Below are 21905 nucleotides of genomic sequence, written 5' to 3'. Positions count from 1 at the left end.
TCAGCTGAAGCATGGATAACAAATATCTTTTCTGCTTTTAAATAAATGAATGAGGTGAGGACATTGCAAACTATTTTTTCAGGAATTCAACCTAGCGGTACATTGACACTAGGAAATTATTTAGGTGCACTTCAACAATTTGTCGAATTACAGGACGAATATGATTGTTATTTCTGTATTGTTGATGAGCATGCAATAACTGTTCCACAGGACAGATTAGCTTTAAGAAAGAACATTAAATCATTAGCTGCGCTTTACTTGGCTTCGGGTATTGATTCAAATAAAGTAACACTTTTTGTCCAATCAGAGGTTTCAGAGCATACACAGCTGGCTTGGATTTTACAATCCATTAACTATGTCGGTGAGCTGGAAAGAATGACACAATACAAAGATAAGTCAAAAGGACAGGAAGCAGTTTCTTCTGCTTTATTGACTTATCCTACACTGATGGCTGCTGATATCTTACTATACAACACCAATGTCGTTCCTGTAGGAGATGATCAAAAGCAGCACTTAGAGTTGACTCGTAATTTAGCGCAGCGCTTTAATCATCGCTTTAACGATATCTTCACTATTCCAGAAATTCGCATCCCTAAAGTCGGTGCCCGTATTATGTCTTTACAGGAACCCACTAAAAAAATGAGCAAATCTGATACAAATCAGAAAGGCTTTATTTCTATGCTTGATGAACCAAAACAAATCGAGAGGAAAATTAAAAGTGCTGTTACAGATTCAGAGGGTATCGTAAAATTTGATAAAGAAAATAAACCAGGTGTCTCCAATTTATTAACGATCTATTCCGTATGTACAGGAGAGTCCATCGAGAGCCTCGAGCAAAAATATGCAGGTAAAGGCTATGGAGACTTTAAACAAGGTGTAGCAGACGCTGTTATCAGTGTTTTAAAGCCAATTCAAGACAGATACGAAGATTTAATTGATTCTGAAGAGCTTGACCTTATTCTTGATAAAGGGGCTGAAAAAGCTTCATTTACTGCTGGAAAGACATTAAAAAAAGCCAAAAAGGCTGTAGGGCTTGGCAGAGTTAGAAAATAAAAAAACAGCATATAGAGCTTAAATCCGAACTAATGAAAAATCCAAGGAAACAGAGATTGCCCATTTCCTTGGATTTTTTCAATTTTGTTTAGAGGTATTTTCTTCAGATTCCATTTCAGACTCCCACATCTTTTCCAAGAAAGCCTGCCCCCGGATTAGTTTTCTGCAAAGCTCTTCATGTGCTTGGCTCCAGCCATCCTTCAAGCCATTATATAGTGCCTCCCAAACTTCCTCTTCATCCATATATTTGATATAAGGATATTTTTTGGGGTCCCATTCCGTAAGCCAGTATCTCAGCTCTTGCTTATTATTCGTTGTCTTTAATTGATCTAATCCAATCATTAACAGCTGCTTAAGCTGGCGCTCTCTCCTTGTCAGTCCATGAATAAAGGATGGCGGCATGGATAACATATGATAATCCTTTTGATAATTCTCACTTTTAAATGCGTATGATTTTTGTTCTGCTTTTTCAATCATGCTATACACTAATTGTTCCTGCCTTGGAATTAATCTGCTTTTTCTTACAGGAATATAATATCCCGCCGTATCAAAAGCTAGTATTTCCATACCATCTGTTACTACAGCAGCGTATTCCAGTACCGTTCTTTTTTGACCTTTTCGTATTGTCGCTCTTTTGTAAATACTATCGAGTAAATCTTTCGGGAGTTCACGAATATCGTTTTCAATGTATTCGAAAAGCTCACTCGATATGTACAGCAGCGGAACTTGATCTAACAATTCAATTGAATCAGACTTCCGCCATTCATGGAAGGGGCATACATTATACCCGTTCTCTTCCCCTTCAAACCAATTTACCCAAGCATCATGTAAATATAACATTTCCTAACCCCACCTTATCTTCCATTTAATATCTCTTAGTTCAAAAGAGGAGTATGTTCAACCTTTAAGATACGCTGTAATATCTATTAGTACGTATTCAAAAAGTTCGATAAAAAGGACCAAGAAGTTCAAGGCGGCATGTTTTTTACAAACGGGCTTCCACAGGATGTGGTGACTTCTGTGTTGTCCACAAATGTTTTCGGCGGGACGAGTAATCGCAGTCCCAGGACGTGGACGATTTTAATAGAAGTTCCCATATGTTTTCAAATACGTGAGTATTGAAAAAACATGTCAACGAAGAAATTCGCCGTGTCATTTTTGTTTGACTTTTTGAATGTCCTCTATTACTTCCTTTTGAACATGAAGGTTAAAATACATTATGACCATCTCCCATATTTTTATGCGAAATCCCTTATTTTTCTATGTTAAAATGACGGAGTGAAATCAATAAAAGCAGCAATCCTAAAGGAAAAAAATAACACTCCAGCCTTCCTGCTATAAAAATAAAGTAGTCTGCCCAGGTTAATCCGGCGGGGAGAAAATTAAAATATGCTATGATAGTAACACTTCCTGTAACTGTCATTCCAAATCCGACTAAAAATAAAAAGAAAGACCCCATGGTTTCGCCTCACTTGCTTGTCCATTTACTGTCATTCTATGTGCTTGTCCACCAAAAAATACGAAGTTTTATAAAATCCAAGAAAATCAATTGGTCTTTAAAAGATTGGTGTTCTTACCTAGGAGATGAGCTCGGGGTCCATGGAAAGCGCAGTGTATTTCTGGGCCTAAGATCTAAAATTACTCACCCCCAAGAAATCCGTTGCAGCGGCTATCTCCAGTATTTTATATACTTTCTTACTCTTTAAAAAAGCCTATCTCTAAAAAAGAGATAAGCTTTTTATCATTATGCTTCATATTTTTTAAACACAAGTGCTACATTATGTCCACCAAAGCCTAATGAGTTACTTACAACCGCATTAACTTCCTGATGCCGGGCTTCATTTGGTACATAGTCCAAGTCGCACTCCGGATCTGGATGTTCATAATTGATTGTTGGAGGAACAATTCCATCAACGATTGCTTTAATGGAAATAATCGCTTCAATTGCTCCTGCAGCTCCCAATAAATGGCCAGTCATTGATTTGGTTGAAGAAATTGCTAAGCTGGAGGCTTTTTCACCAAAGACCGTTTTAATCGCCTCCGTCTCATATTTATCATTCAAATTCGTGCTTGTGCCATGTGCATTCACATAATCAATATCATCAGAATTCAGCTCTGCATCATCAATAGCATGCTGCATTGCACGGGCTGCACCTTCTCCATTTTCTGCCGGTGCTGTTATATGAAACGCATCCCCTGTTGCTCCATAACCTACAATTTCTGCATAAATCTTGGCTCCGCGTTCTTTGGCAGATTCCAGTGATTCTAAAATAAGAATACCTGATCCTTCACCCATAACAAAACCATTTCTTTCTTTATCAAATGGACGGCTTGCTTTCTTTGGATCTTCTGTTGTGCTTAACGCTTTCGCTGAAGTAAATCCTGCAAATGCCATGTCGCTGATTGGCGCTTCTGTACCACCGGTAATCATTGCATCCGCATCTCCGCGCTGAATTACTTTGAATGCATCTCCTATGGAGTTCGCACCAGAAGAGCAGGCAGTTACTGTACAAGCATTAATTCCTTTGGCACCTAATTGAATGGAAACTTGTCCTGCAGCCATATCAGGAATCATCATTGGCACGAAGAATGGACTGACACGTTTAGCTCCCTTATCCAAAAACTTTGAATGCTGATCTTCCCACGTCTTCATTCCGCCAATACCAGATCCAATCCATACACCGATACGATCTGCATTTTCATCGGTAATTTCTAATTTTGCATCTTCCACTGCCATTTTCGCAGCCGCTACAGCGTATTGTGTAAATGGGTCCATCTTACGTGCGTCTTTCTTCTCCATATACGCAGCCGGGTCAAAACCTTTCACTTCTGCCGCCGCTTTAGCTGTAAATAGTTCTTTATCCACCTTTGTTACAAAATCAATACCCGACTTTCCGTGAATGATGCTTTCCCACATCGTAGAAACATCATTACCGACGGGAGTTACTGCCCCTAGTCCAGTTATTACGACTCTTTTTCCCACGATTTATATCCTCCTTTTTAGTACGTGTTCAAAAAGTAAGATAAAAAGGACCGAGAAGTTCAAGGCGACGTCATTTTTACGAACGGAGCGTATGCTTTTAAATACGTTAGTAACGTAAAAATGACGTCAACGCAGAAATTCGATGTGTCATTTTTATTTGACTTTTTGAACATCCTCTTTTTACTAGATGAGACTTACCTGCCCCAGCGCATCGCAACCGCTCCCCAGGTCAAGCCTCCTCCAAATCCTACTAATACTATTAGATCATTATCTTTTATTTTACCCTCTTTTACTGCTTCAGATAAAGCCATAGGGATTGAAGCAGAAGAATTGTTTCCAAAACGTTCAATGGATTTCGCCATTTTATCCTCAGAAATTCCTAACCGCTCTCTTGCTGCCTCCATGATTCGAATATTTGCCTGATGTGGAACAAGATAGTCAACATCTTCGCGGGACAGTCCTATTTTTTCAACAACATTTATCGTAGACTCAGGCATCTGTCTCACTGCAAATTTAAAAACTTCTCTTCCATTCATTATTATATGTTCTTCCTTATTTAAGTATAGTTCTTTGCCACCGGCACCATTTGCACCAAGTTCAAAAGAAAGTATACCTTTCCCTTCAGATACTTCACCAATTACTGCAGCTCCAGCACCATCACCAAATAAAACACATGTAGAGCGGTCTGTCCAGTCTGTAATTTTGGATAGCTTTTCAGCTCCGACAACGAGTACTTTTTTATACGTGCCAGCAGCAATAAATTGATTTGCTGTAATAACTCCATACATAAATCCTGCACAGGCTGCACCTATATCCATTGCAGCGGCATTTACAGCACCTAATCTATCTTGAATCAGACAGGCAATTGACGGAAAAGCTGTATCTGGTGTTACTGTCGCCACCAAAATTAAATCAATATCCTCTGCTTTAACATCAGCTTCTTTTAAAGCTTCTACAGATGCATGATACGCCATATCAGAAGTATCAATATCGTCTGTAGCTAACCTTCTTTCAAGAATTCCTGTTCTGGTTCTAATCCATTCATCATTGGTATCAACGATTTTCTCTAAATCATGATTTGTAACTACATTTGTAGGTAAATAATGGCCGGCCCCTAAAATACCGATACTCATTTAACCGCGCTCCCCTTCTATATTACATTACTATCAAACATTATGACTTGGTACTAATTTTAAGACAAAATGAATTGGATAGCAAGTTACAATTTTAGCTTTACTCATGAACTGTACTATCCAATTTCACCGTTAATATTCGTTTGGTAACAGACCCGATTCAATATATTCTTCAATATCTTCCTCTACTTGCATTTTCACATATCTTGGAACAGAGGAATGGAACGCCCCGAGAGAAATATAACCATCTCTGAAATCATAGGTGTAAATTTTCCCTTCCAGGTCTTGTTTATTAAAATCATCTGCCGCTGATTTATACAGATCGCCAATCTGCTGAATGGTGCTTGTTAAAACAGCATCAGGAGCAACCTCCATCTGATCCATCATATAGCCAATTGCAAAAAGGCCATCATTTTCTGCCTCTTTTATAATACTTTCACTAAAAGCATCGCCGATCGGGTAAAAAATATCTACTCCTTCATCCTTCATTACATTATAATTATTCAGAGCAAGATCAACATTATTCCAATCATTTATATACTCCAGCTTTGTTTCCGCCTCTTTGTTTACGTAGTTAACTCCTTCAAAGAAGCCCTCTATCTCCGGCTGCCAGAAATAAGCAGCTATAATGCCTATTTCGTTACTGTTCGTCATATGTCCTGCAACCATCCCTGCAAAAAATCCCATTGCATGAGCATTAAAGTTAAGAGAAGTTACATTTTCCCGCGATTCTCCTCCGTTTACATACACAAAATGAACATCAGGGTAACTTTCTGCCAACGACATAAAATACTCTCCATAAATATTACTGTGGCCGTAAATTAAATTAACACCATCATTCACAAATTGGTCGACAGCTTGCTGCACCTGATGCATTGTTTCTATATTCTCTTCATAAAACACATCGACATCGTACTCATCGCCAATCTCCTGCATCGCCTGGTATCCTTGTTCTGCCCAAGGATTATTATCTATTTCTGCATCCGTTATAAACCCGACATTTTGTATTTCACCTGTCTCAAAATAGGAACAAGCTGGCAGCGTGCAAAATATGAATAGAAGGATTATTGAATAGTAGATATATTTCACCTATAGCACACCCATTCTCTTACAGAAATCGCTTATTAAATTTTTTTATTGTTTTTATTGCTTCCTTTATATTTCTATTTTCCAGCAGAACCTGTTTTTTTTCAACTTTTGTGTTTGTTAAGTTATTGTTAACTGAAGTTACTTCAATTAATTTAGGCAAATGAGTCATTTGTATCCATTGCATAAATACGTTTAAAAAATCTTTAATATAAATGGCTTTATCCTCCCATCCTTTATCTGCATAAGGAATATGTGTGCCATCCATGACTAATCCGGCCTCATCTATTTCCATGCCTTCCCCAATAAGATAAGGCGCTGAAATCACGGAACTGTCTGCATTATCCGATACAATTTTCAGGCTGGAATCTGTTTGAATGTAAAGTATTTTCTCAGCACTTTGTTTTATATTCTTTATCTCTGAACCATCAATGATAATAACAAGATCATAATGATTTGCTATCTGATCTATTTCCTTGAAATGACTGTTCCTACCAAAAAAATCTTCCAGCCCAGTATCAATTCTTGTATCCCGGATGCCATCAACCTGACAGCCTTCATCCAACAACCTCGTCACCACATGGTAACCAACCCAATGGTTATGGGGAATAACTAATATACGCATGGAAAAACACTCCTTTATAGAGATAGGCTTCTAGTTTGCTCCTTTTTGAACAAATTCTAATAGAAACAGCATCACAATTTTTACAAACAGCTATACCTGTAAAATTTAAAAACCAGCCAGTTTATATTAATATTAATTTTTCATGAATTTTTTAGAATGTTTAAAGCAACGAAAAGCTTTTCATGTTAGAATAATATTTATAATGTGTCTTAGACAAGTTAGTAAAGTGAGGTGGACTTATGCGTTATATTATGACTATTTTTTGGGCTGTCGCAATTTCTTTAGCAGTCTCTTATGTACTGACAAGCATGGGTGCAGAACCGTTTGTTATACGTGATGCACTTATTTTAGCGGGAATTTTTGTTTTAGCTGTTTTTGCTTTAGCCGGTTTTGTTTTGAAAGAAGATACCGAGTAAGTAAAACCCCTTGTCTAAATATATGCGACAAGGGGTTTCTATATTTCTAAAAAACATTTGTGAAGCTTATTTGTTAAATGAAAGTTCTATGTCTATACTCTGTAGCATATTTACATAAAAGGACATGCTTCTAAAAACAGAATGCATGGATGCCGGTTCTTAAGCTTTTATCCCTAATAGACTGCAGGGTTAAAATGAAAGTCTACGGCATTTGTAAATTGATTGTACTTCAGCTTTGTCCATTTTAAAAAATAACTGTACAATCATAGAAGAAAAAATAAAGGAAGGTATAAAAAATGGATGCTTTAAGTAATTTATGGACACTGATTCAGTATTTAATTCTTGGTGTTGTTCAGGGAGTTACCGAGCCAATTCCGGTATCCTCCAGCGGACACTTAATCATTGTCAGAGAACTATTCAATATTGAAGCCAGAGGACTTTCTTTTGAAATCTTTGTAAACTTTGCCTCCCTTCTGGCGGTTATGCTGATTTACCGCAAAGATATTGTGCGTCTAATTGTTAACACATGGAAATTCTTATTCAAAGGGGATAAAACCGTTAAAAGTGACTTTATGTTTGTTATTTATCTCGTCATTGCCACCATTCCCGTGGGTGTTATTGGCGTATTATTCGGTGATGCACTGGGCGAGGCATTAAGCGGTACAAACGTAGTTGGTATCACATTATTAATTACAGCACTTTCTCTTTGGATTATCCGTAATCTGCGCGGGCGTAAACAGGATGGTGATTTATCAACAAAAGATGCCATCATTGTCGGACTCGTACAATCTATTGCTGTAACACCGGGAATAAGCAGATCTGGAGCGACTATCGTAGCATCCATGCTTGTTGGAATGAAGAAGGAAACAGCTTTACGATTTTCTTTCCTGCTTTACATCCCGGTAAGTCTAGGAACAGCTATTCTTGAGATTCCTGAAATCGCTAAAGATCCGGCAATGAGCTATCTATGGGCTCCTTACCTGGTAGCATTTATCGCTGCTTTCATCGCCACCTATTTTGCTCTAAAATGGTTTATGAATATTATGCGTCACGGAAAACTGGAGTATTTTGCATACTACTGTGTAGTCGTTGGTATCCTGGTATTGATTTTCTTATAGAGGATGTCCACACTTATAATACTTAATAAACGAAGGCATCCGCTTTAAAAATTGCGGATGCCTTTGTTATATTTTGCAGTAATAAAATAGCTTCTCTTTTATCAATCCGGAATTCCTAAGGCAATTTTCGCATAACGAGACATGTTCTCTTTACCCCAAGGCGGATTCCAAACAATATTTACTTTTGTTTCTTTTACTTCTGGAATGTCTGATAGAGCATGCTTGATATCTGCTTCAATATGCGCAGATAACGGGCAGCCCATCGCAGTCAATGTCATCGTAACTACACATAAACCATCATCATCCAAATCCACGTCATATATTAAACCGAGATTGACAATATCAATACCTAATTCCGGATCAATAACATTTTCTAATGCACCCATTAAATTCTCTTTCATTGCTTCTTCCATATGTCATCCTCCTTTCCCTATTGCTATTAAACCATAATTTCAGTACGTGTTCAAAAAGTATGCTAATGCGATATTCTTTTTACAGAAAGTGCAATAGAATGCTGAACAGTTTACACAGCATCCGATTAATTCTCCGTCTGTCATTAGTATAAAATTCTCTTCTTAATACATGTTATATTGTCCTTCTCAAACATGTAATGGAATAATTTTACACCAAATGCCGTTCAAACCAGTCTGTTGCATGGTGCATTGCCGGAATGCTTACTTTATGCTCTCTGCCCTTCTCTCCAATAAATTGAAGATGGTCTCCTTTTTTATAGAAAGGCTTTACAGTTTGATAAAAAGAGCTAGAATGCTCAAATGGAACTACTTTATCATTCTCTCCATGCCAGAACATTAATGGCCGTTCATGAAGAGATTCCATGTGATAAGATAAATCAATTTCAGCCAGCTGTTTAAATAAATCATCTAATTCTTCTTTTGTAAACGGGGACTGGCCATTCTTCTCAACATAATACAGCAATTGTTTAGCGTATTCTTGTAATTTAGGTGTCCCCATCATAACAGCAGCTGCGTTCACCCATGAATATTTTACAAGTGCTGCGCTTGTTGTGATACCTCCCATGCTGGTCCCGGCAACTCCGAGTCTATTTTTCTTTAAAAGCTTATTTTTCAATAAGTATTGACGAATTATATCCAGTTCACTAATATTTTTTAATACAATTTCAAAGAAAGCCAGCTGCCGTTCATTATCAGATAATCCGCTGCTTCTCTCGCCATGGTGAAGTGCATCTGGTAAAAGCACACGAAATCCTTTATCTGCAAGCATATAAGCTATTGGCAAATTTTGTTCTTTAGCACTTGTAAAACCGTGAAAATAAACGACGACCGGCCGCTCTTCTTCCACAAACTTTTGATTAATAACATGTAAACAAGGTATGTCCCCGATTGGTTCCTGATAAATTCCTATCATCTTTGACACGCTTCCTTTCACTTATCAACATCCTACCTCTATTGTAAAGTTTTTGTAATATCTTTCGCAAATAAAGCAGCTTTTATTTAACTTTTCTTTACTTTACATATTTTCAAATCATGGTAACATAAAATCATAATGAGAGGTGACAGAATGGAAAATAAAAACAGACACTTAATCGCACTCGATTTAGACGGTACGTTATTGACAGATGATAAGAAAATAAGCGCAAGAAATAAACAGGCTGTATTTCAAGCGATAGAAGCCGGCCACATTGTTGTAATTGCCACCGGAAGACCCGGCCGCGCCAGTATTCAGTACTATCAGGAACTCCAGTTAAAAACGCCCATGGTAAATTTCAATGGAGCGCTTGTACACCATCCTTTGGATACCAGCTGGAAAGGTATCCACACACCGATGCCCCTGACTACTGCCCATCGAATTATTGACATCTCCAACGATATCGAAGTGAAAAATATATTAGCAGAAGTACAGGATCAGGTTTATCTAGACCAGTACAGTGAAGATATTATGACTATCTTTAAAGGCTTTCCTGAGGAGTCCCCTTATATTATTGGTGATATTAAATCAAAATTACAACATGATCCTACGTCCGTTCTTATTCATCCAGATGTTTCACAGGTGGAGGAACTGCGGGATCATTTAAATGATTATCACGCTGAAGTCATTGAGCATCGTAAATGGGGAGCACCCTGGAATATAATTGAAATCATAAAAAAAGGAATGAATAAAGCGGTTGGCCTCAAACGTATTGCTGATGAATATAATATCGACCGGGAAAATATTATTGCTTTTGGCGATGAGGATAACGATTTAGAGATGATTGATTACGCCGGCGTCGGCGTTTCGATGGGTAACGCCATTGATGAACTTGTCTCTGTTTCCAAACATCAAACCTTAACCAATGAAGAAGATGGTATCAGTGTATTTTTAGAGGAATATTTAAACCTTAAAATGAAAAAAATCATTATTTAATCATCCTTTTATAAGGAAGGCTGGCATTCGAAATTTAAGCAGCCTTCCTTTCTTTATCTCTTCTAGATTTTCTGTTAATATGAACTTATGAACAATTACATGAGGAGGTACTCACATGGCAGTACATATTTCCCCCACACCGAATCCAAACGCAATGAAATATACATCGGATAAGGTTATTTTTTCTGGGACAAACAGTATTTCTGTTATGCCCGGTGATGTAAGTGAACATGAAATATTAAATGAATTAATGAAGCTTGAAGACGTTGATAATGTATTTGGTTATCAAAATTTTATTACAGTTAACAAACATTTTGACGCGGACTGGGAAAATATTAACCCAAAAGTGGAAGAATTATTTGTGAAATTTGGTTATTAAAAAGAGGCTGGGGATCACCCCGCCTCTACTTTTTTTATTAACTGATTAATTTCCAAATTGTTTCCTATAACAGGTAAGTCCGAATAACTCACAATTTCTAAAAATTGTCTAATCATCCGGCATCCTTATTTTCATACTATTTCAGGTCCATATTTATTCTGTAGATTACTGTTCTGTATCTATCGGTACAAAGTTTGCGTTAATTTCTTTATTATCTTCGTTTTTTCCATACATAATAACAATTGGCGGCTCCTCATGCTCTAATATATCGCCTGAAAAAGTCTCCATGATTCCAAAGTTTTGAAAAGCCTCTGGATCCTCCCCTTCAAGCTTTACACTTTCTTCCTCTTGAATAATTTCTCCACCCTGCTCAATTCTGTAGAAAAAAACATCTGCCGAAGTCTTCACCTGACCAATAATATGGAATTGTTCTCCTTCTGCTGTAACATCAATTTCCTGAAACATTACTGCATCCGTTGTCTGATTCTCTGTTTCAACACTGTCTTCAGGACCAGCCGGTTCAATAACTTCCTCTTCTCTATTCCCACAGCCTGCTAACAGCAGCGCCACAGCAATAACAACATACCAACGTTTCATACCATACACACCTTTTTAATCTTTTCTAAAGAACCCATAAATTCCGGCAGTTTCTACAATGTTTGTAAATGCCTCCGGGTCTACTTCATTAATTATTCTTTCTAAATCATACAATTCATATCTTGTAATAACAAGGTACATAAGACTTTTATCTGTTTTTGTATAAGCTCCCTTTGCAGGTAAAATTGTAATACCTCTTATCATCTTATCGTGTATAGCTTTTTGAAGCTCATCTGTTTTCTTTGTAACAATCATCGCTGTAACCTTCTCATAACGGGTATGGATTGTATCAATGACACGGGTAGTTACATAAAGAGTCAGCATCGTGTACAAGGCATTTTCAGGCTCGTACATAATACCTGCTATAACAATAATCAAGGAATTCATAATCAAAAAATAAGTTCCAATCGGTTTATCTTTCAGACGGGATAAAATCATTGCAACAATGTCCATCCCGCCGGTAGAAGCTCCGGCTTTTAATGTTATACCAACACCAATACCTGCAATAACGCCGCCAAAAACAGCGTTTAATATAATATCATTAGAAATTGAAACCAGCGGCAAAATTTCTAAAAAAAGTGTTGAGAAAAAAACAGATATAACACTATAAATGGTAAATCCTTTTCCAACCTTTACCCAGCCTAAAATAAGAACGGGTATATTTAAAAGAGCCAGTAAAATACCTGTAGACAGACCAATACCTAAGAAATCATTAAAAATACTGGATAATAGCTGGGCTGCTCCTGTAAATCCACTGGCATAAACATTTGCTCCAATAAGGAAAAAGTTTAAAGAAATAGCATTTAATAATGCCCCAATTATAACAATACTTATCCTTTTTGCTTCAATATAAAACACAAAACAGCCTCCTTTATTAAATTTTTTGACTAAACATTCAATTAAACGTAAACTTGATATACAATACTTATTTTAAGAGGATGTTCAAAAAGTTCCCAAATGATAAGCGGCGAATCTCTGCGTTGACGTAAATTTTCCGATACTCACGTATTTAAAAGCATACGCTCCGTTCGTAAAATTCACGTCGCCTTGATCTTCTTGCTTCTAATTCGAAACCTTTTTGAACACACATTTTAAAGAAATGGATGTGATTATAATGTCAATCACCATTCTAGCTGACAGTGCATGCGATTTATCCGAACATTATTATAACGAATATAATATTGAAATGATACCATTAACTGTTCATCTAAACGAAAAAGACTATCGGGACAGTATTGATATTAGTCCAAAAACGATCTATGATGCTATGCGGGAAGGCCAGACTCCAAAAACATCCCAAGCATCTGTCAATCAGTTTAAAGATATTTTTACTTCCTATGCAGAAGCGGAAAAACCTTTGCTCTATATCGCTTTTTCATCAGAATTATCAGGAACGTATCAAGCCGCAAAGATTGTTGAGCAGGAAATCAAAGAGAGCTATCCAGAAGCACAGCTACATATTATTGATTCCAAATGTGCTTCACTGGGACTTGGTTTAGTAGTATTAGAAGCTGCGAAAATGACCCGGCAGAATATCTCTTTTGATGAGCTTATTGCGCAAACTGATAAAAATGCTGAACGAATGGAGCATATATTTACTGTAGATAATTTAGAGTATTTATATCGCGGCGGCCGTGTAAGCAAGACCGCAGCTTTAGTCGGAGGCTTATTAAATATTAAGCCTCTCCTGCATGTTGAAGATGGAAAACTCATTCCTTTAGAAAAAATTCGCGGATCTAAGAAAGTACTTAAGCGAATGATCGAGGTAATGGACAAGCGAGGCAATAATTTAGAAAACCAAATCATTGGTATCAGCCATGGTGATGATCTGCCTCGTGCACAGGAGCTTTCAAAAATGATACAGGATAAATTTGGCGTGAAAAAAGAGAATATTATTATAGAAATGGTTGGCTCTGTGATTGGCGCACATTCCGGTCCAGGAACTCTGGCCTTATTCTTCTACAATAAATAATAATCTATTCTTACTTTTTTACAATAAATGGATAAAAAATAGATTTGACGATAAAATAGTGTCAAATCTATTTTTTCATTTACTCTTTGAACAGTCTTTTTATTGAAAACGAATTAAGTAGTATTTTTTCTTTCCTCGGCGAATTACTGTGAAGGCATCCCCTAAACGATCCGCCTCATCTACAATGTAATCCAAATCCTGTACACGGTCTCCATTAATATAGATAGCTCCATTTTTCACATCTTCTCTTGCCTGACGCTTGGATGAAGAAATAGAAGCATTTACTAATAAGTCAATCAGACCGACAGGCTCCTTCAAAACATCATGATTAGGAACATCCTTAAACGCCTGTTCTACTTCTGTGACATTCAACTGCTTTATATCTCCGCTGAATAATGCTTCAGAAATTTTTTGAGCCTGAACCAGTGCAGCTTCATCATGTATGCTGCGAGTCATTTCTTCTGCCAGACGCCGTTGGGCAACGCGTTTTTCCGGCTGACTTTCCACCTCTTTTTCCAATTCTGCAATTTCTTCATCAGACAGGAAGGTAAAGTATTTAATAAAACGGATAACATCGCGGTCATCTACATTAATCCAAAACTGGTAAAATTCATACGGGGATGTTTTTTCTGGATCTAACCATATTGCATTACCAGCAGTTTTCCCAAATTTCACTCCATCTGCTGTCGTAATAAGAGGTACTGTTAAGCCGTACACTTCTGCTGTTTCACCTTGATTTTCTCTGGAGCGGCGGATAAGCTCCAGTCCGGCAGTAATATTACCCCATTGATCACTTCCGCCAATTTGCAGTGTACAATTTTCTTCTTCGTACAGCCGTAAAAAGTCTAAAGACTGCAGAATCATGTAACTGAATTCAGTAAACGTAATCCCCTGTGCAAGCCTTGCTGAAACGGAATCCTTTGACAGCATATAATTGATGCCAAAATGCTTCCCTGCACCGCGAAGAAAATCAATAATTGTCATATTCCCTAACCAGTCATGATTATTACGGGAAATAACCTGATTGTCATTGGATGTATCATCCATATCAACTATTTTTGCGATTTGATTTTGTATACTTTCCGTAAAACCAAAAACAACCTCTTCCGTATTTAGGCTTCGTTCACTTGACCGCCCGCTTGGGTCTCCAATCATCCCTGTTCCGCCGCCGACTAAAGCAATAGGCTTATGCCCTGCCCGCTGAAACCTGCGCAGCATGGTTAAAGGAACCAGATGACCAATATGCAGACTGTCCGCCGTCGGATCAAATCCACAGTATAATGTTACCTGATTATTTTTGAGATGGTTTTCTAAACCTTCTCTATCAGTAACTTGATTAATTAATCCTCTGTTTTCTAGGTCTTGTAAAATGCTCATGATTCTTCCTCCTTGATTTTTGTTTCACCTGTAGCTCTTGCTGTTTGGTCTCATAATTAGAATGTTCAAGTGTTCTCTATTCTTAAAGGAGAGTCTTACAGCCAGCTCCAGCTGCGATAAATCCATTTTTTAGATAAGAAAATAAAAAACCCGTCTCCTCTCATGAAAGAAAGGGACGAGTTGGATTCGCGGTACCACCCTTGTTGCTGTAATTTACAGCCACTTAAGGTTTGTTAACGATGTTTTACACCGTTCTTCTTATGAGCAAACAGTCAATAAGAAGAATAGCTCCAGATTGTAATTCGCATGTGAATGTATGCTGACTTGCACCAACCGTCAGTTCTCTAAAATAGGGACTCACAATACTACTCCGATCCTTCAATGCTTTTTAATTATATGATACTATTCATAGCACAAATAACATTTCTGTGCAACTATTTTCTTATCATCCTACTACCAAACTCCATTTTCTCTATGTTATAATAAATATAGAATTAGGAGGTCTAATGTAGATTATGAAAGAAAACCTGCAACGTTTTTTTAATACGATAAAGAACTGGTGGAAAAAAGGTGTTCTCCAGCAGGCATCAAGAATTACATATGACGTTGTTTGGAATATTGTATTATTTGTCATGATTATTGGTGTCATCGGAGGAATTTTCGTCGGTGGAATTGGACTGGGATACTTTGCATCACTGGTCCATGATGAACCATTGAGAAGTGAAGCATCTATGGCAGATGATATTTACAATTATTCTGAGACGTCCAGTATTTATTTTGCAAATGATGTTTACTTAGGAGATATCAGAAGTGATTTATATCGTGAGGAAGTAAAGCTCGATAATATCTCTCCTACATTGGTTGATGCTGTTATCGCAACAGAGGATGAGTATTTTCACGAGCACGAGGGTGTTGTGCCAAAAGCTATCTTAAGAGCAACGGCGCAGGAATTTCTAAATTCCTCTGTACAGACAGGAGGAAGTACTCTCACACAGCAGCTTATTAAGAATCAAATTCTGACTGACGAAGTATCATTTGATCGAAAAGCCAAAGAAATATTATTAGCAATGCGGCTGGAAAATTACTTTACAAAAGATGAAATCATAGAAGCTTATTTAAATATTATCCCTTACGGAAGAAATTCATCCGGCCGCAATATTGCAGGTATACAAACTGCATCCAAGGGTATTTTTGGCGTTAATGCTTCCGAACTGACTCTTCCACAGGCAGCCTATCTGGCAGGGCTCCCACAGGGGCCTTCCTCTTACACACCTTTTACAGCTGAAGGAGAACTAAAATCAGAGGAAGATTTACAGCCTGGTATTAAACGTATGAAAACTGTTTTAAACCGTATGCATGATATGGAGTATATAACGGATGAAGAACTGGAAGAAGCTGCAAATTATGATATTGCCGGTGATTTTATAGATGCTGTCCCTTCTTCCACAGATCAATATCCTTATGTCACATATGAAGTGGAAAAACGGGCGAAAGAGATTATTCAGGGTTTATTGATGAAAGAAGATGGAGTTACAGAGGAAGATTTGGCAGAAGATGATGATTTAAGGAAAGAGTACGCAGAACGCACAGAAAAAGAATTACGCGATGGCGGCTATCAGATCCATACTACGATTAATAAAGAAATGTATGATGCTATGGAGGATGTCGCAAAAAATTATTCAGACTATGGTTATGCCCAAACCTATACGGCTACAAACAGTGACGGAGAAGAATACGAAGTAACACAGCCTATTCAAGCAGGGGCTATCATGGTTGAAAATAATACCGGCAAAATTCTTTCCTTTGTCGGCGGCCGCGGTTTTGATGAAGAGCATCAGGTAAATTTTGCTACAGATACTAAACGATCTCCCGGCAGTACGATTAAACCTTTACTTGACTATGCACCAGCGATGGAGGAAGGCGTTATTCAGCCTGCAACATCTATTGCAGATTATCCACAGTCATTTCCAAATGGGGGCCCTCCGATAAGAAACTATGGCGGAGGGAATTATGGAATTGTTTCCGCACGCACTGCGCTTGCAAATTCATATAATATTCCGGCTGTAGATACGTATCTGAAAATCATTGATAAAGATCCTGCTGCTAAATATTTAGAAAAGATGGGTGTTACTTCTTTAACAGAAAGTGATCATACTATTCCTTCTCTCTCTATTGGAGCTATGGACTATGGTATGTCGGTAGAAGAAAACGTTAATGCCTTTTCTACATTTGGCAATAACGGCAAATTTGCAGATGCTTATATGATTGATAAAATTACTAACGCTGAGGGCGATGTCCTTTATGAGCATGAAACAGATCCTGTGGAAGTATTTTCTCCACAAACGACTTATCTGACTGTAGATATGATGCGTGATGTTATTGATAATGGAACAGCCAATTATATTAATTCCCAGCTTCAAAATACAAATGTTGACTGGGCAGGAAAAACGGGAACATCTAACGATTATCATGACGCCTGGTTTGTTGCGACAAATCCAAACGTCACATTCGGCACCTGGATTGGCTATGAAAAACCGGCATCGATTGATCATCCTTATCATCTCTCATACAGTCAGCGTAATATGAAGCTGTGGACAGAATTAATTAATGCCTCTGCAAAGGTCGATCCGGTTTTAGTAACACCAGAGAAGCGATTTGAGCGGCCGGACGGCATTGTCGAGCGAAGCTACTGTGCAGTATCAGGAAAGCTGCCATCTGATTTATGTAAAGAGGTGGGGCTTGTCAAAACAGATTTATTTGACTCGCGCTATGTACCTACGGAAGAAGATAACAGTTTAATAAAAGGCAGCAGGCTGGTTCTTAAATCAGACGATGGCGGAAGCTCATTCAGTAAAGGAAATGGAATTATGTTTAACCCTGACTGGCTGAGAGAAGAAGGCTACGATGATATGGGCGACTTTTCAATGCTCTATCCAAGAACAGAAACTGATAAATGGTTGAAAATAGGTATTCCCGCCAGTATGTCATCATCCGGCTCAAGCGATGATGATTAAAAAAATTATATTTTGAGTAAAACTTCAAACTATCAAGAGGTTCTTTGATAGTTTGAAGTTTTTTTGTCATCCGTTTCCTGTAATTATCAAAAAATACTAAAAAAACGTAACTATTTTCTGTATAATAGATGGTAAGAGCATTTTGTATTTCATAAAGGTGGTGAATGGATGAAACATACAAAGGAATTTGATTCAATCCTTTTAGAAACAGATGCAGGAGTATTAACAATTGAAGGGCCTGTTTCGCGCTCACAGCTGGAACAATATCATTTTCATGAGGAATTAACTGCATTTCGTCCTGCTGATAAGCAATTTGAAGCTCTCTTGGACATTTCAGAATTAAAAGAAGCACGGATTTTAATCGCCCGTACCACGGATACGATTATTGGGTATGTGACGTACTTGCACCCTGACCCATTAGAACGATGGTCCAAATTTCAAATGGAGGACTTAATTGAACTGGGAGCAATTGAAATTATCCGTAAATATCGCGGCGGCGGTGTCGGATCTACACTGCTCCGTCAATCTATGCAGGATCCATATATGGAAAATTATATTGTTATTTCAACGGAATATTATTGGCATTGGGACCTTGATTACAGTCAATTAAGTATCTGGGATTATCGTAAAGTGATGGAAAAGATGATGGCTGCTGGCGGCCTGCTTCCTGCCCCTACTGACGAGCCTGAGATCAACTCCCACCCTGCTAACTGCTTAATGGTCCGAATTGGAAGCAATGTTCCACAGAAATCGATTGAGTTATTTGATAAGATGCGTTTTTTAGGAGTAAACCATTATTAAAAGAGATATAACTGAAGGGGGATTTTACCATGCTGGTTGAAGAATTAATGAACCGAAATATGATAACGCTTCCACCAACAGCAACGATTAATGAAGCTCTGCAGCTGCTGGAAAAACATAAAATTAGACACATTACTATCGTTGACGACAATATGGAGATTCTTGGCATCGTTTCTGATCGTGATGTCAGAGATGCAAGTCCATCTACTTTTTTGGATACAAGTGACTTCCACATTCTCAACAAAGAAATCCAGACCATCATGACAAGCCCTGTTATCACCATTCATCCTATGGATTTTGTGGAAGAGATTGCTTATATTTTCTATGATAAAGAGATTGCCTGTCTGCCGGTTGTGAGCCGAAATAAGCTTGTTGGTGTTGTGACAGAAAAAGATATGCTTTATAAATTAATTCAGTTAACTGGAACGCATGAACAGAGCTCTCTCATTGAAGTAAAAGTGCCTGATAGACCTGGTGAGCTTCCAAGGGTTGCGGCTGTTTTCGGAAATCATAACGTAAATATTGTTTCTGTATTGCTCTATCCTTATAAAGACCCTGACTATAAAATACTTGTCTTTCGTGTCAAAACATTAAATCCTATGCCAATTATTAATGATCTCCGGGAAGCTGGTTATACACTGCTCTGGCCAAATAATATTATGGAGCCGAAAAAATGACAAAAAAGGCTGGTTTTATCTATACTCCAGATTTTTTAAATTATCAATTCTCAGCAGATCATCCATTTAATCATAAAAGGGTTCTGCTTACCAAAGAATTGCTGGAGGAGCAATCCACATTAATAACGGAGGATTTAATTACGCCGCGTATTGCTGCGGATGACGAGATTGCACTTTTTCATGATGCATCGTATATTGAAGCAGTGAAAAGAGCCGGCAACGGGGATTTAAAAGAAGATCGGGCACAGGAATATGGCTTGGGAACAGAGGATACTCCTATTTTTTCAAATATGCATCAGGCTTCCGCCCAATTAGTCGGAGGTACTCTCACAGCTGTTGATAAAATCTTAAATGGAGATTATAAAAAAATAGCCAATATTGGCGGCGGACTGCATCACGGGTTCCAGCGGAAAGCTTCCGGATTCTGTATTTATAATGATTGTGCGATTGCTATTAAATATTTACGTGAACAGGAGGATCTAAAAGTCCTCTATGTAGATACAGATGCCCACCATGGGGACGGCGTACAGTCGGGCTTTTACGATGATCCAAATGTATGCACCTTTTCCATACATGAAACGGGACGCTATCTATTTCCCGGTACAGGCAATGTAAGTGAAAGAGGAATAAAAAGTGGACATGGCTACAGCTTTAATTTACCTATTGATGCATTTACAGAAGATGGATCTTTCTTAGAATTATATGAAACTGCTTTACGTAAAATTGCTGCATTCTTCAAGCCGGATATTATTGTGACTCAAAACGGTGCTGACAGCCACTGTCTTGATCCTTTAACTCATCTTTGTGGAACTATGAAGTCGTTTGAAAGGATACCTGCTATTGCTGCAGAAATCGCTGATACGTATTGCAATGGAAGATGGCTGGCTGTCGGCGGCGGCGGTTATGATATGTGGCGTGTTGTTCCACGTGCCTGGGGACAGGTATGGAATGTGATGAAAACGGGTATACCATGCAAGGGACCGTTACCTGAAACATGGCTAAAAAAATGGCAGCAGGAATCTCCTGTCATTCTCCCTGCAAGCTGGCAGGACGGTACAGATATTCAGCCAAATATTCCGAGGAAAGCGGAAATCACGGAGAAAAATAAATTATTGTTGGAAGACATGCTTAAATATACTGCTATTATTTAAGCATGTAAGTATTCATAGTGCTAAGCATTATAAATTACTTATAGAAAAAGACAAAGCAGATTATCAGATGTCATCTCATAACTGCTTTGTCTTTTTAAGAATACTTTATTTCGTAGAATCTCTAAACTCCATACGATGCGGCAATACAACGTTCTTCTCTTCTACTTCTTCATCATTCATATACTTTGTCAGAAGCCGCATACCAACTGCACCAATATCATACGTTGGCTGAACAACTGTTGTCAGCTTCGGACGAACCATACTTGCCAGGCGGATATTATCAAATCCAAATACCTCAATATCTTCAGGTACATTCAGTCCATTATCCTGTGCACCATGAATAACGCCTAAAGCAATCTCATCATACATAACAAATACAGACGCCGGACGGTTCTCTAATTCTAAAAAGTGCTCCATTGCTTCTATACCAGTAGAATAAGCATAAGAACCTTTATAAATGTAATCTTCATTTGGCTCCATACCAGACTCTTTCAATGCACGCAAATATCCATTTGTTTTTAACGTATTCACACTTGTATCTGCCTGGCTCCCTACTAAAGCGGGCAGCTGGTTTGTTTTCTCAATCAATGATTTAGTAGCTTCATATGCAGCCAGCTCATAATCAATATTAACAGAAGGGATGGTATCTGTCGGATCATACGTAGAAGCAAGTACAACCGGAACAGAGCTTGTCTGGAACTGATGAATATGCTCTTCTGTTATATTTCCGCCCATAAATAGAATACCATCTACCTGTTTTTCGAGCATCGTATTGATTAATTCTATTTCCTTGTCCTTATTTTGATCAGAGCTGCTTAAAATAATATTATATTTATACATCGTTGCAATATCCTCTATTCCGCGAGCGAGCTCTGAAAAGAAAATATTAGATATATCAGGAATAATAGCACCGATTGTTGTTGTTTTCTTACTTGCCAGTCCACGAGCAACTGCATTGGGACGATATCCTAATTGTTCAATAGTTGCTAATACTTTCTTTCTTGTTGTTGGTTTTACATTTGGATTTCCATTGACAACCCGTGATACAGTTGCCATTGAAACATTTGCCTCTCTTGCTACATCATAAATTGTAACAGTCATATTTATCTACCTCCTAAAATTCAATTTAAACAAGAACTAA

22 protein-coding genes and 1 other annotated feature are annotated in these 21905 nt (G+C 37.9%); of the genes, 10 read left to right on the top strand and 12 right to left on the bottom strand.

Annotated elements, in window-relative coordinates; genetic code table 11:
• The first annotated feature begins 63 nt into the window (after positions 1-63).
• Complete coding sequence (gene trpS, locus OSO01_RS13540) at positions 64-1053, top strand: tryptophan--tRNA ligase (RefSeq protein ID WP_147211079.1); 990 nt, start codon at positions 64-66, stop codon at positions 1051-1053.
• Positions 1054-1131: 78 nt separating this feature from the next.
• Here trpS and OSO01_RS13535 read toward each other — a convergent pair whose 3' ends face one another.
• From OSO01_RS13535 to OSO01_RS13510, 6 genes are all read right to left on the bottom strand, one after another.
• Positions 1132-1893: a DUF3603 family protein gene (locus tag OSO01_RS13535; protein ID WP_147210976.1), complete on the bottom strand. Its 762-nt coding sequence runs from the start codon at positions 1891-1893 to the stop codon at positions 1132-1134.
• A gap of 412 nt (positions 1894-2305) precedes the next feature.
• Complete coding sequence (locus OSO01_RS13530; RefSeq protein ID WP_147210975.1) at positions 2306-2512, bottom strand: YuzI family membrane protein; 207 nt, start codon at positions 2510-2512, stop codon at positions 2306-2308.
• Positions 2513-2797: 285 nt separating this feature from the next.
• On the bottom strand, positions 2798-4039 hold the full coding sequence (gene fabF / locus OSO01_RS13525; RefSeq protein ID WP_147210974.1) for a beta-ketoacyl-ACP synthase II: 1242 nt from the start codon (positions 4037-4039) through the stop codon (positions 2798-2800).
• A 191-nt stretch (positions 4040-4230) separates the two neighbouring features.
• Positions 4231-5169: a beta-ketoacyl-ACP synthase III gene (locus tag OSO01_RS13520; RefSeq protein ID WP_147210973.1), complete on the bottom strand. Its 939-nt coding sequence runs from the start codon at positions 5167-5169 to the stop codon at positions 4231-4233.
• A 132-nt stretch (positions 5170-5301) separates the two neighbouring features.
• The gene (locus OSO01_RS13515; RefSeq protein ID WP_147210972.1) at positions 5302-6258 is read right to left on the bottom strand and encodes a BMP family ABC transporter substrate-binding protein; all 957 of its coding nucleotides are present in this window, start codon (positions 6256-6258) and stop codon (positions 5302-5304) included.
• Between the two features lie 19 nt (positions 6259-6277).
• A complete protein-coding gene (locus OSO01_RS13510) occupies positions 6278-6880 on the bottom strand; it encodes a hypothetical protein (RefSeq protein ID WP_147210971.1) in 603 nt (200 codons plus the stop codon).
• A 239-nt stretch (positions 6881-7119) separates the two neighbouring features.
• On the opposite strand from OSO01_RS13510, the gene OSO01_RS13505 reads away from it, so the two are divergent.
• Both OSO01_RS13505 and OSO01_RS13500 read left to right on the top strand, forming a co-directional pair.
• A complete protein-coding gene (locus tag OSO01_RS13505; protein ID WP_147210970.1) occupies positions 7120-7296 on the top strand; it encodes a DUF2929 family protein in 177 nt (58 codons plus the stop codon).
• A 296-nt stretch (positions 7297-7592) separates the two neighbouring features.
• Positions 7593-8414 carry an undecaprenyl-diphosphate phosphatase gene (locus tag OSO01_RS13500; protein WP_147210969.1) on the top strand — a complete coding sequence of 274 codons (822 nt, stop codon included), beginning with the start codon at positions 7593-7595 and terminating at the stop codon, positions 8412-8414.
• Positions 8415-8515: 101 nt separating this feature from the next.
• On the opposite strand, the gene OSO01_RS13495 is transcribed toward OSO01_RS13500, so the two are convergent.
• Positions 8516-8827, bottom strand: a complete 312-nt coding sequence (locus OSO01_RS13495) for a metal-sulfur cluster assembly factor (protein WP_147210968.1) — start codon at positions 8825-8827, stop codon at positions 8516-8518.
• A gap of 208 nt (positions 8828-9035) precedes the next feature.
• Complete coding sequence (locus OSO01_RS13490) at positions 9036-9821, bottom strand: alpha/beta fold hydrolase (protein WP_307725848.1); 786 nt, start codon at positions 9819-9821, stop codon at positions 9036-9038.
• A gap of 132 nt (positions 9822-9953) precedes the next feature.
• Here OSO01_RS13490 and OSO01_RS13485 point away from each other — a divergent pair, with 132 nt between their 5' ends.
• The gene (locus OSO01_RS13485; RefSeq protein WP_147210967.1) at positions 9954-10796 is read left to right on the top strand and encodes a Cof-type HAD-IIB family hydrolase; all 843 of its coding nucleotides are present in this window, start codon (positions 9954-9956) and stop codon (positions 10794-10796) included.
• A gap of 115 nt (positions 10797-10911) precedes the next feature.
• A complete protein-coding gene (locus OSO01_RS13480; protein ID WP_077600915.1) occupies positions 10912-11175 on the top strand; it encodes a NifU N-terminal domain-containing protein in 264 nt (87 codons plus the stop codon).
• A 165-nt stretch (positions 11176-11340) separates the two neighbouring features.
• Here OSO01_RS13480 and OSO01_RS13475 read toward each other — a convergent pair whose 3' ends face one another.
• Together OSO01_RS13475 and OSO01_RS13470 are read right to left on the bottom strand one after the other, a co-directional pair.
• Positions 11341-11772: a putative periplasmic lipoprotein gene (locus tag OSO01_RS13475; RefSeq protein ID WP_147210966.1), complete on the bottom strand. Its 432-nt coding sequence runs from the start codon at positions 11770-11772 to the stop codon at positions 11341-11343.
• Positions 11773-11787: 15 nt separating this feature from the next.
• A complete protein-coding gene (locus OSO01_RS13470) occupies positions 11788-12630 on the bottom strand; it encodes a YitT family protein (RefSeq protein WP_077600913.1) in 843 nt (280 codons plus the stop codon).
• Positions 12631-12886: 256 nt separating this feature from the next.
• Between OSO01_RS13470 and OSO01_RS13465 the strand changes: the two genes are divergently transcribed.
• The gene (locus OSO01_RS13465) at positions 12887-13744 is read left to right on the top strand and encodes a DegV family protein (RefSeq protein ID WP_147211077.1); all 858 of its coding nucleotides are present in this window, start codon (positions 12887-12889) and stop codon (positions 13742-13744) included.
• Positions 13745-13843: 99 nt separating this feature from the next.
• Here the strand turns inward: OSO01_RS13465 and tyrS are convergent, their stop codons facing one another.
• Positions 13844-15121 carry a tyrosine--tRNA ligase gene (gene tyrS, locus OSO01_RS13460; RefSeq protein WP_147210965.1) on the bottom strand — a complete coding sequence of 426 codons (1278 nt, stop codon included), beginning with the start codon at positions 15119-15121 and terminating at the stop codon, positions 13844-13846.
• Between the two features lie 168 nt (positions 15122-15289).
• Positions 15290-15512: a binding site (T-box leader), on the bottom strand.
• A 124-nt stretch (positions 15513-15636) separates the two neighbouring features.
• On the opposite strand from tyrS, the gene OSO01_RS13455 reads away from it, so the two are divergent.
• The 4 genes from OSO01_RS13455 to OSO01_RS13440 all read left to right on the top strand — a co-directional run bounded on the left by OSO01_RS13455 (position 15637) and on the right by OSO01_RS13440 (position 20764).
• A complete protein-coding gene (locus tag OSO01_RS13455; RefSeq protein ID WP_147210964.1) occupies positions 15637-18135 on the top strand; it encodes a transglycosylase domain-containing protein in 2499 nt (832 codons plus the stop codon).
• Positions 18136-18303: 168 nt separating this feature from the next.
• Positions 18304-18936: a GNAT family N-acetyltransferase gene (locus OSO01_RS13450; RefSeq protein ID WP_147210963.1), complete on the top strand. Its 633-nt coding sequence runs from the start codon at positions 18304-18306 to the stop codon at positions 18934-18936.
• 29 nt (positions 18937-18965) lie between these two features.
• Positions 18966-19613: an acetoin utilization AcuB family protein gene (locus tag OSO01_RS13445; protein WP_147210962.1), complete on the top strand. Its 648-nt coding sequence runs from the start codon at positions 18966-18968 to the stop codon at positions 19611-19613.
• A complete protein-coding gene (locus tag OSO01_RS13440; protein WP_147210961.1) occupies positions 19610-20764 on the top strand; it encodes an acetoin utilization protein AcuC in 1155 nt (384 codons plus the stop codon). Before OSO01_RS13445 ends, OSO01_RS13440 begins: the two co-directional genes overlap by 4 nt.
• 105 nt (positions 20765-20869) lie before the next feature.
• Here OSO01_RS13440 and ccpA read toward each other — a convergent pair whose 3' ends face one another.
• Positions 20870-21865 (bottom strand): catabolite control protein A, encoded by a 996-nt coding sequence (gene ccpA / locus OSO01_RS13435; RefSeq protein WP_147210960.1) that lies wholly within the window; start codon positions 21863-21865, stop codon positions 20870-20872.
• Between the last annotated feature and the right edge of the window lie 40 nt (positions 21866-21905).

It is taken from the genome of Oceanobacillus sojae (assembly GCF_007991515.1).
Taxonomy (GTDB): Bacteria; Bacillota; Bacilli; order Bacillales; family Amphibacillaceae; genus Oceanobacillus; species Oceanobacillus sojae.
Note: the sequence above shows the minus strand (reverse complement) of the source record. Positions and strands in the feature narration are given on the sequence as shown.

What these genes read in the sequence shown, in the direction of transcription:
- OSO01_RS13535 (WP_147210976.1), bottom strand. Translation starts at nt 1,893, where the DNA reads ATGTTATATTTACATGATGCTTGGGTAAATTGGTTTGAAGGGGAAGAG.
- OSO01_RS13530 (WP_147210975.1), bottom strand. Translation starts at nt 2,512, where the DNA reads ATGGGGTCTTTCTTTTTATTTTTAGTCGGATTTGGAATGACAGTTACA.
- OSO01_RS13520 (WP_147210973.1), bottom strand. Translation starts at nt 5,169, where the DNA reads ATGAGTATCGGTATTTTAGGGGCCGGCCATTATTTACCTACAAATGTA.
- OSO01_RS13510 (WP_147210971.1), bottom strand. Translation starts at nt 6,880, where the DNA reads ATGCGTATATTAGTTATTCCCCATAACCATTGGGTTGGTTACCATGTG.
- OSO01_RS13505 (WP_147210970.1), top strand. Translation starts at nt 7,120, where the DNA reads ATGCGTTATATTATGACTATTTTTTGGGCTGTCGCAATTTCTTTAGCA.
- OSO01_RS13500 (WP_147210969.1), top strand. Translation starts at nt 7,593, where the DNA reads ATGGATGCTTTAAGTAATTTATGGACACTGATTCAGTATTTAATTCTT.
- OSO01_RS13495 (WP_147210968.1), bottom strand. Translation starts at nt 8,827, where the DNA reads ATGGAAGAAGCAATGAAAGAGAATTTAATGGGTGCATTAGAAAATGTT.
- OSO01_RS13485 (WP_147210967.1), top strand. Translation starts at nt 9,954, where the DNA reads ATGGAAAATAAAAACAGACACTTAATCGCACTCGATTTAGACGGTACG.
- OSO01_RS13480 (WP_077600915.1), top strand. Translation starts at nt 10,912, where the DNA reads ATGGCAGTACATATTTCCCCCACACCGAATCCAAACGCAATGAAATAT.
- OSO01_RS13475 (WP_147210966.1), bottom strand. Translation starts at nt 11,772, where the DNA reads ATGAAACGTTGGTATGTTGTTATTGCTGTGGCGCTGCTGTTAGCAGGC.
- OSO01_RS13465 (WP_147211077.1), top strand. Translation starts at nt 12,887, where the DNA reads ATGTCAATCACCATTCTAGCTGACAGTGCATGCGATTTATCCGAACAT.
- tyrS (WP_147210965.1), bottom strand. Translation starts at nt 15,121, where the DNA reads ATGAGCATTTTACAAGACCTAGAAAACAGAGGATTAATTAATCAAGTT.
- OSO01_RS13455 (WP_147210964.1), top strand. Translation starts at nt 15,637, where the DNA reads ATGAAAGAAAACCTGCAACGTTTTTTTAATACGATAAAGAACTGGTGG.
- OSO01_RS13450 (WP_147210963.1), top strand. Translation starts at nt 18,304, where the DNA reads ATGAAACATACAAAGGAATTTGATTCAATCCTTTTAGAAACAGATGCA.
- OSO01_RS13445 (WP_147210962.1), top strand. Translation starts at nt 18,966, where the DNA reads ATGCTGGTTGAAGAATTAATGAACCGAAATATGATAACGCTTCCACCA.
- OSO01_RS13440 (WP_147210961.1), top strand. Translation starts at nt 19,610, where the DNA reads ATGACAAAAAAGGCTGGTTTTATCTATACTCCAGATTTTTTAAATTAT.
- ccpA (WP_147210960.1), bottom strand. Translation starts at nt 21,865, where the DNA reads ATGACTGTTACAATTTATGATGTAGCAAGAGAGGCAAATGTTTCAATG.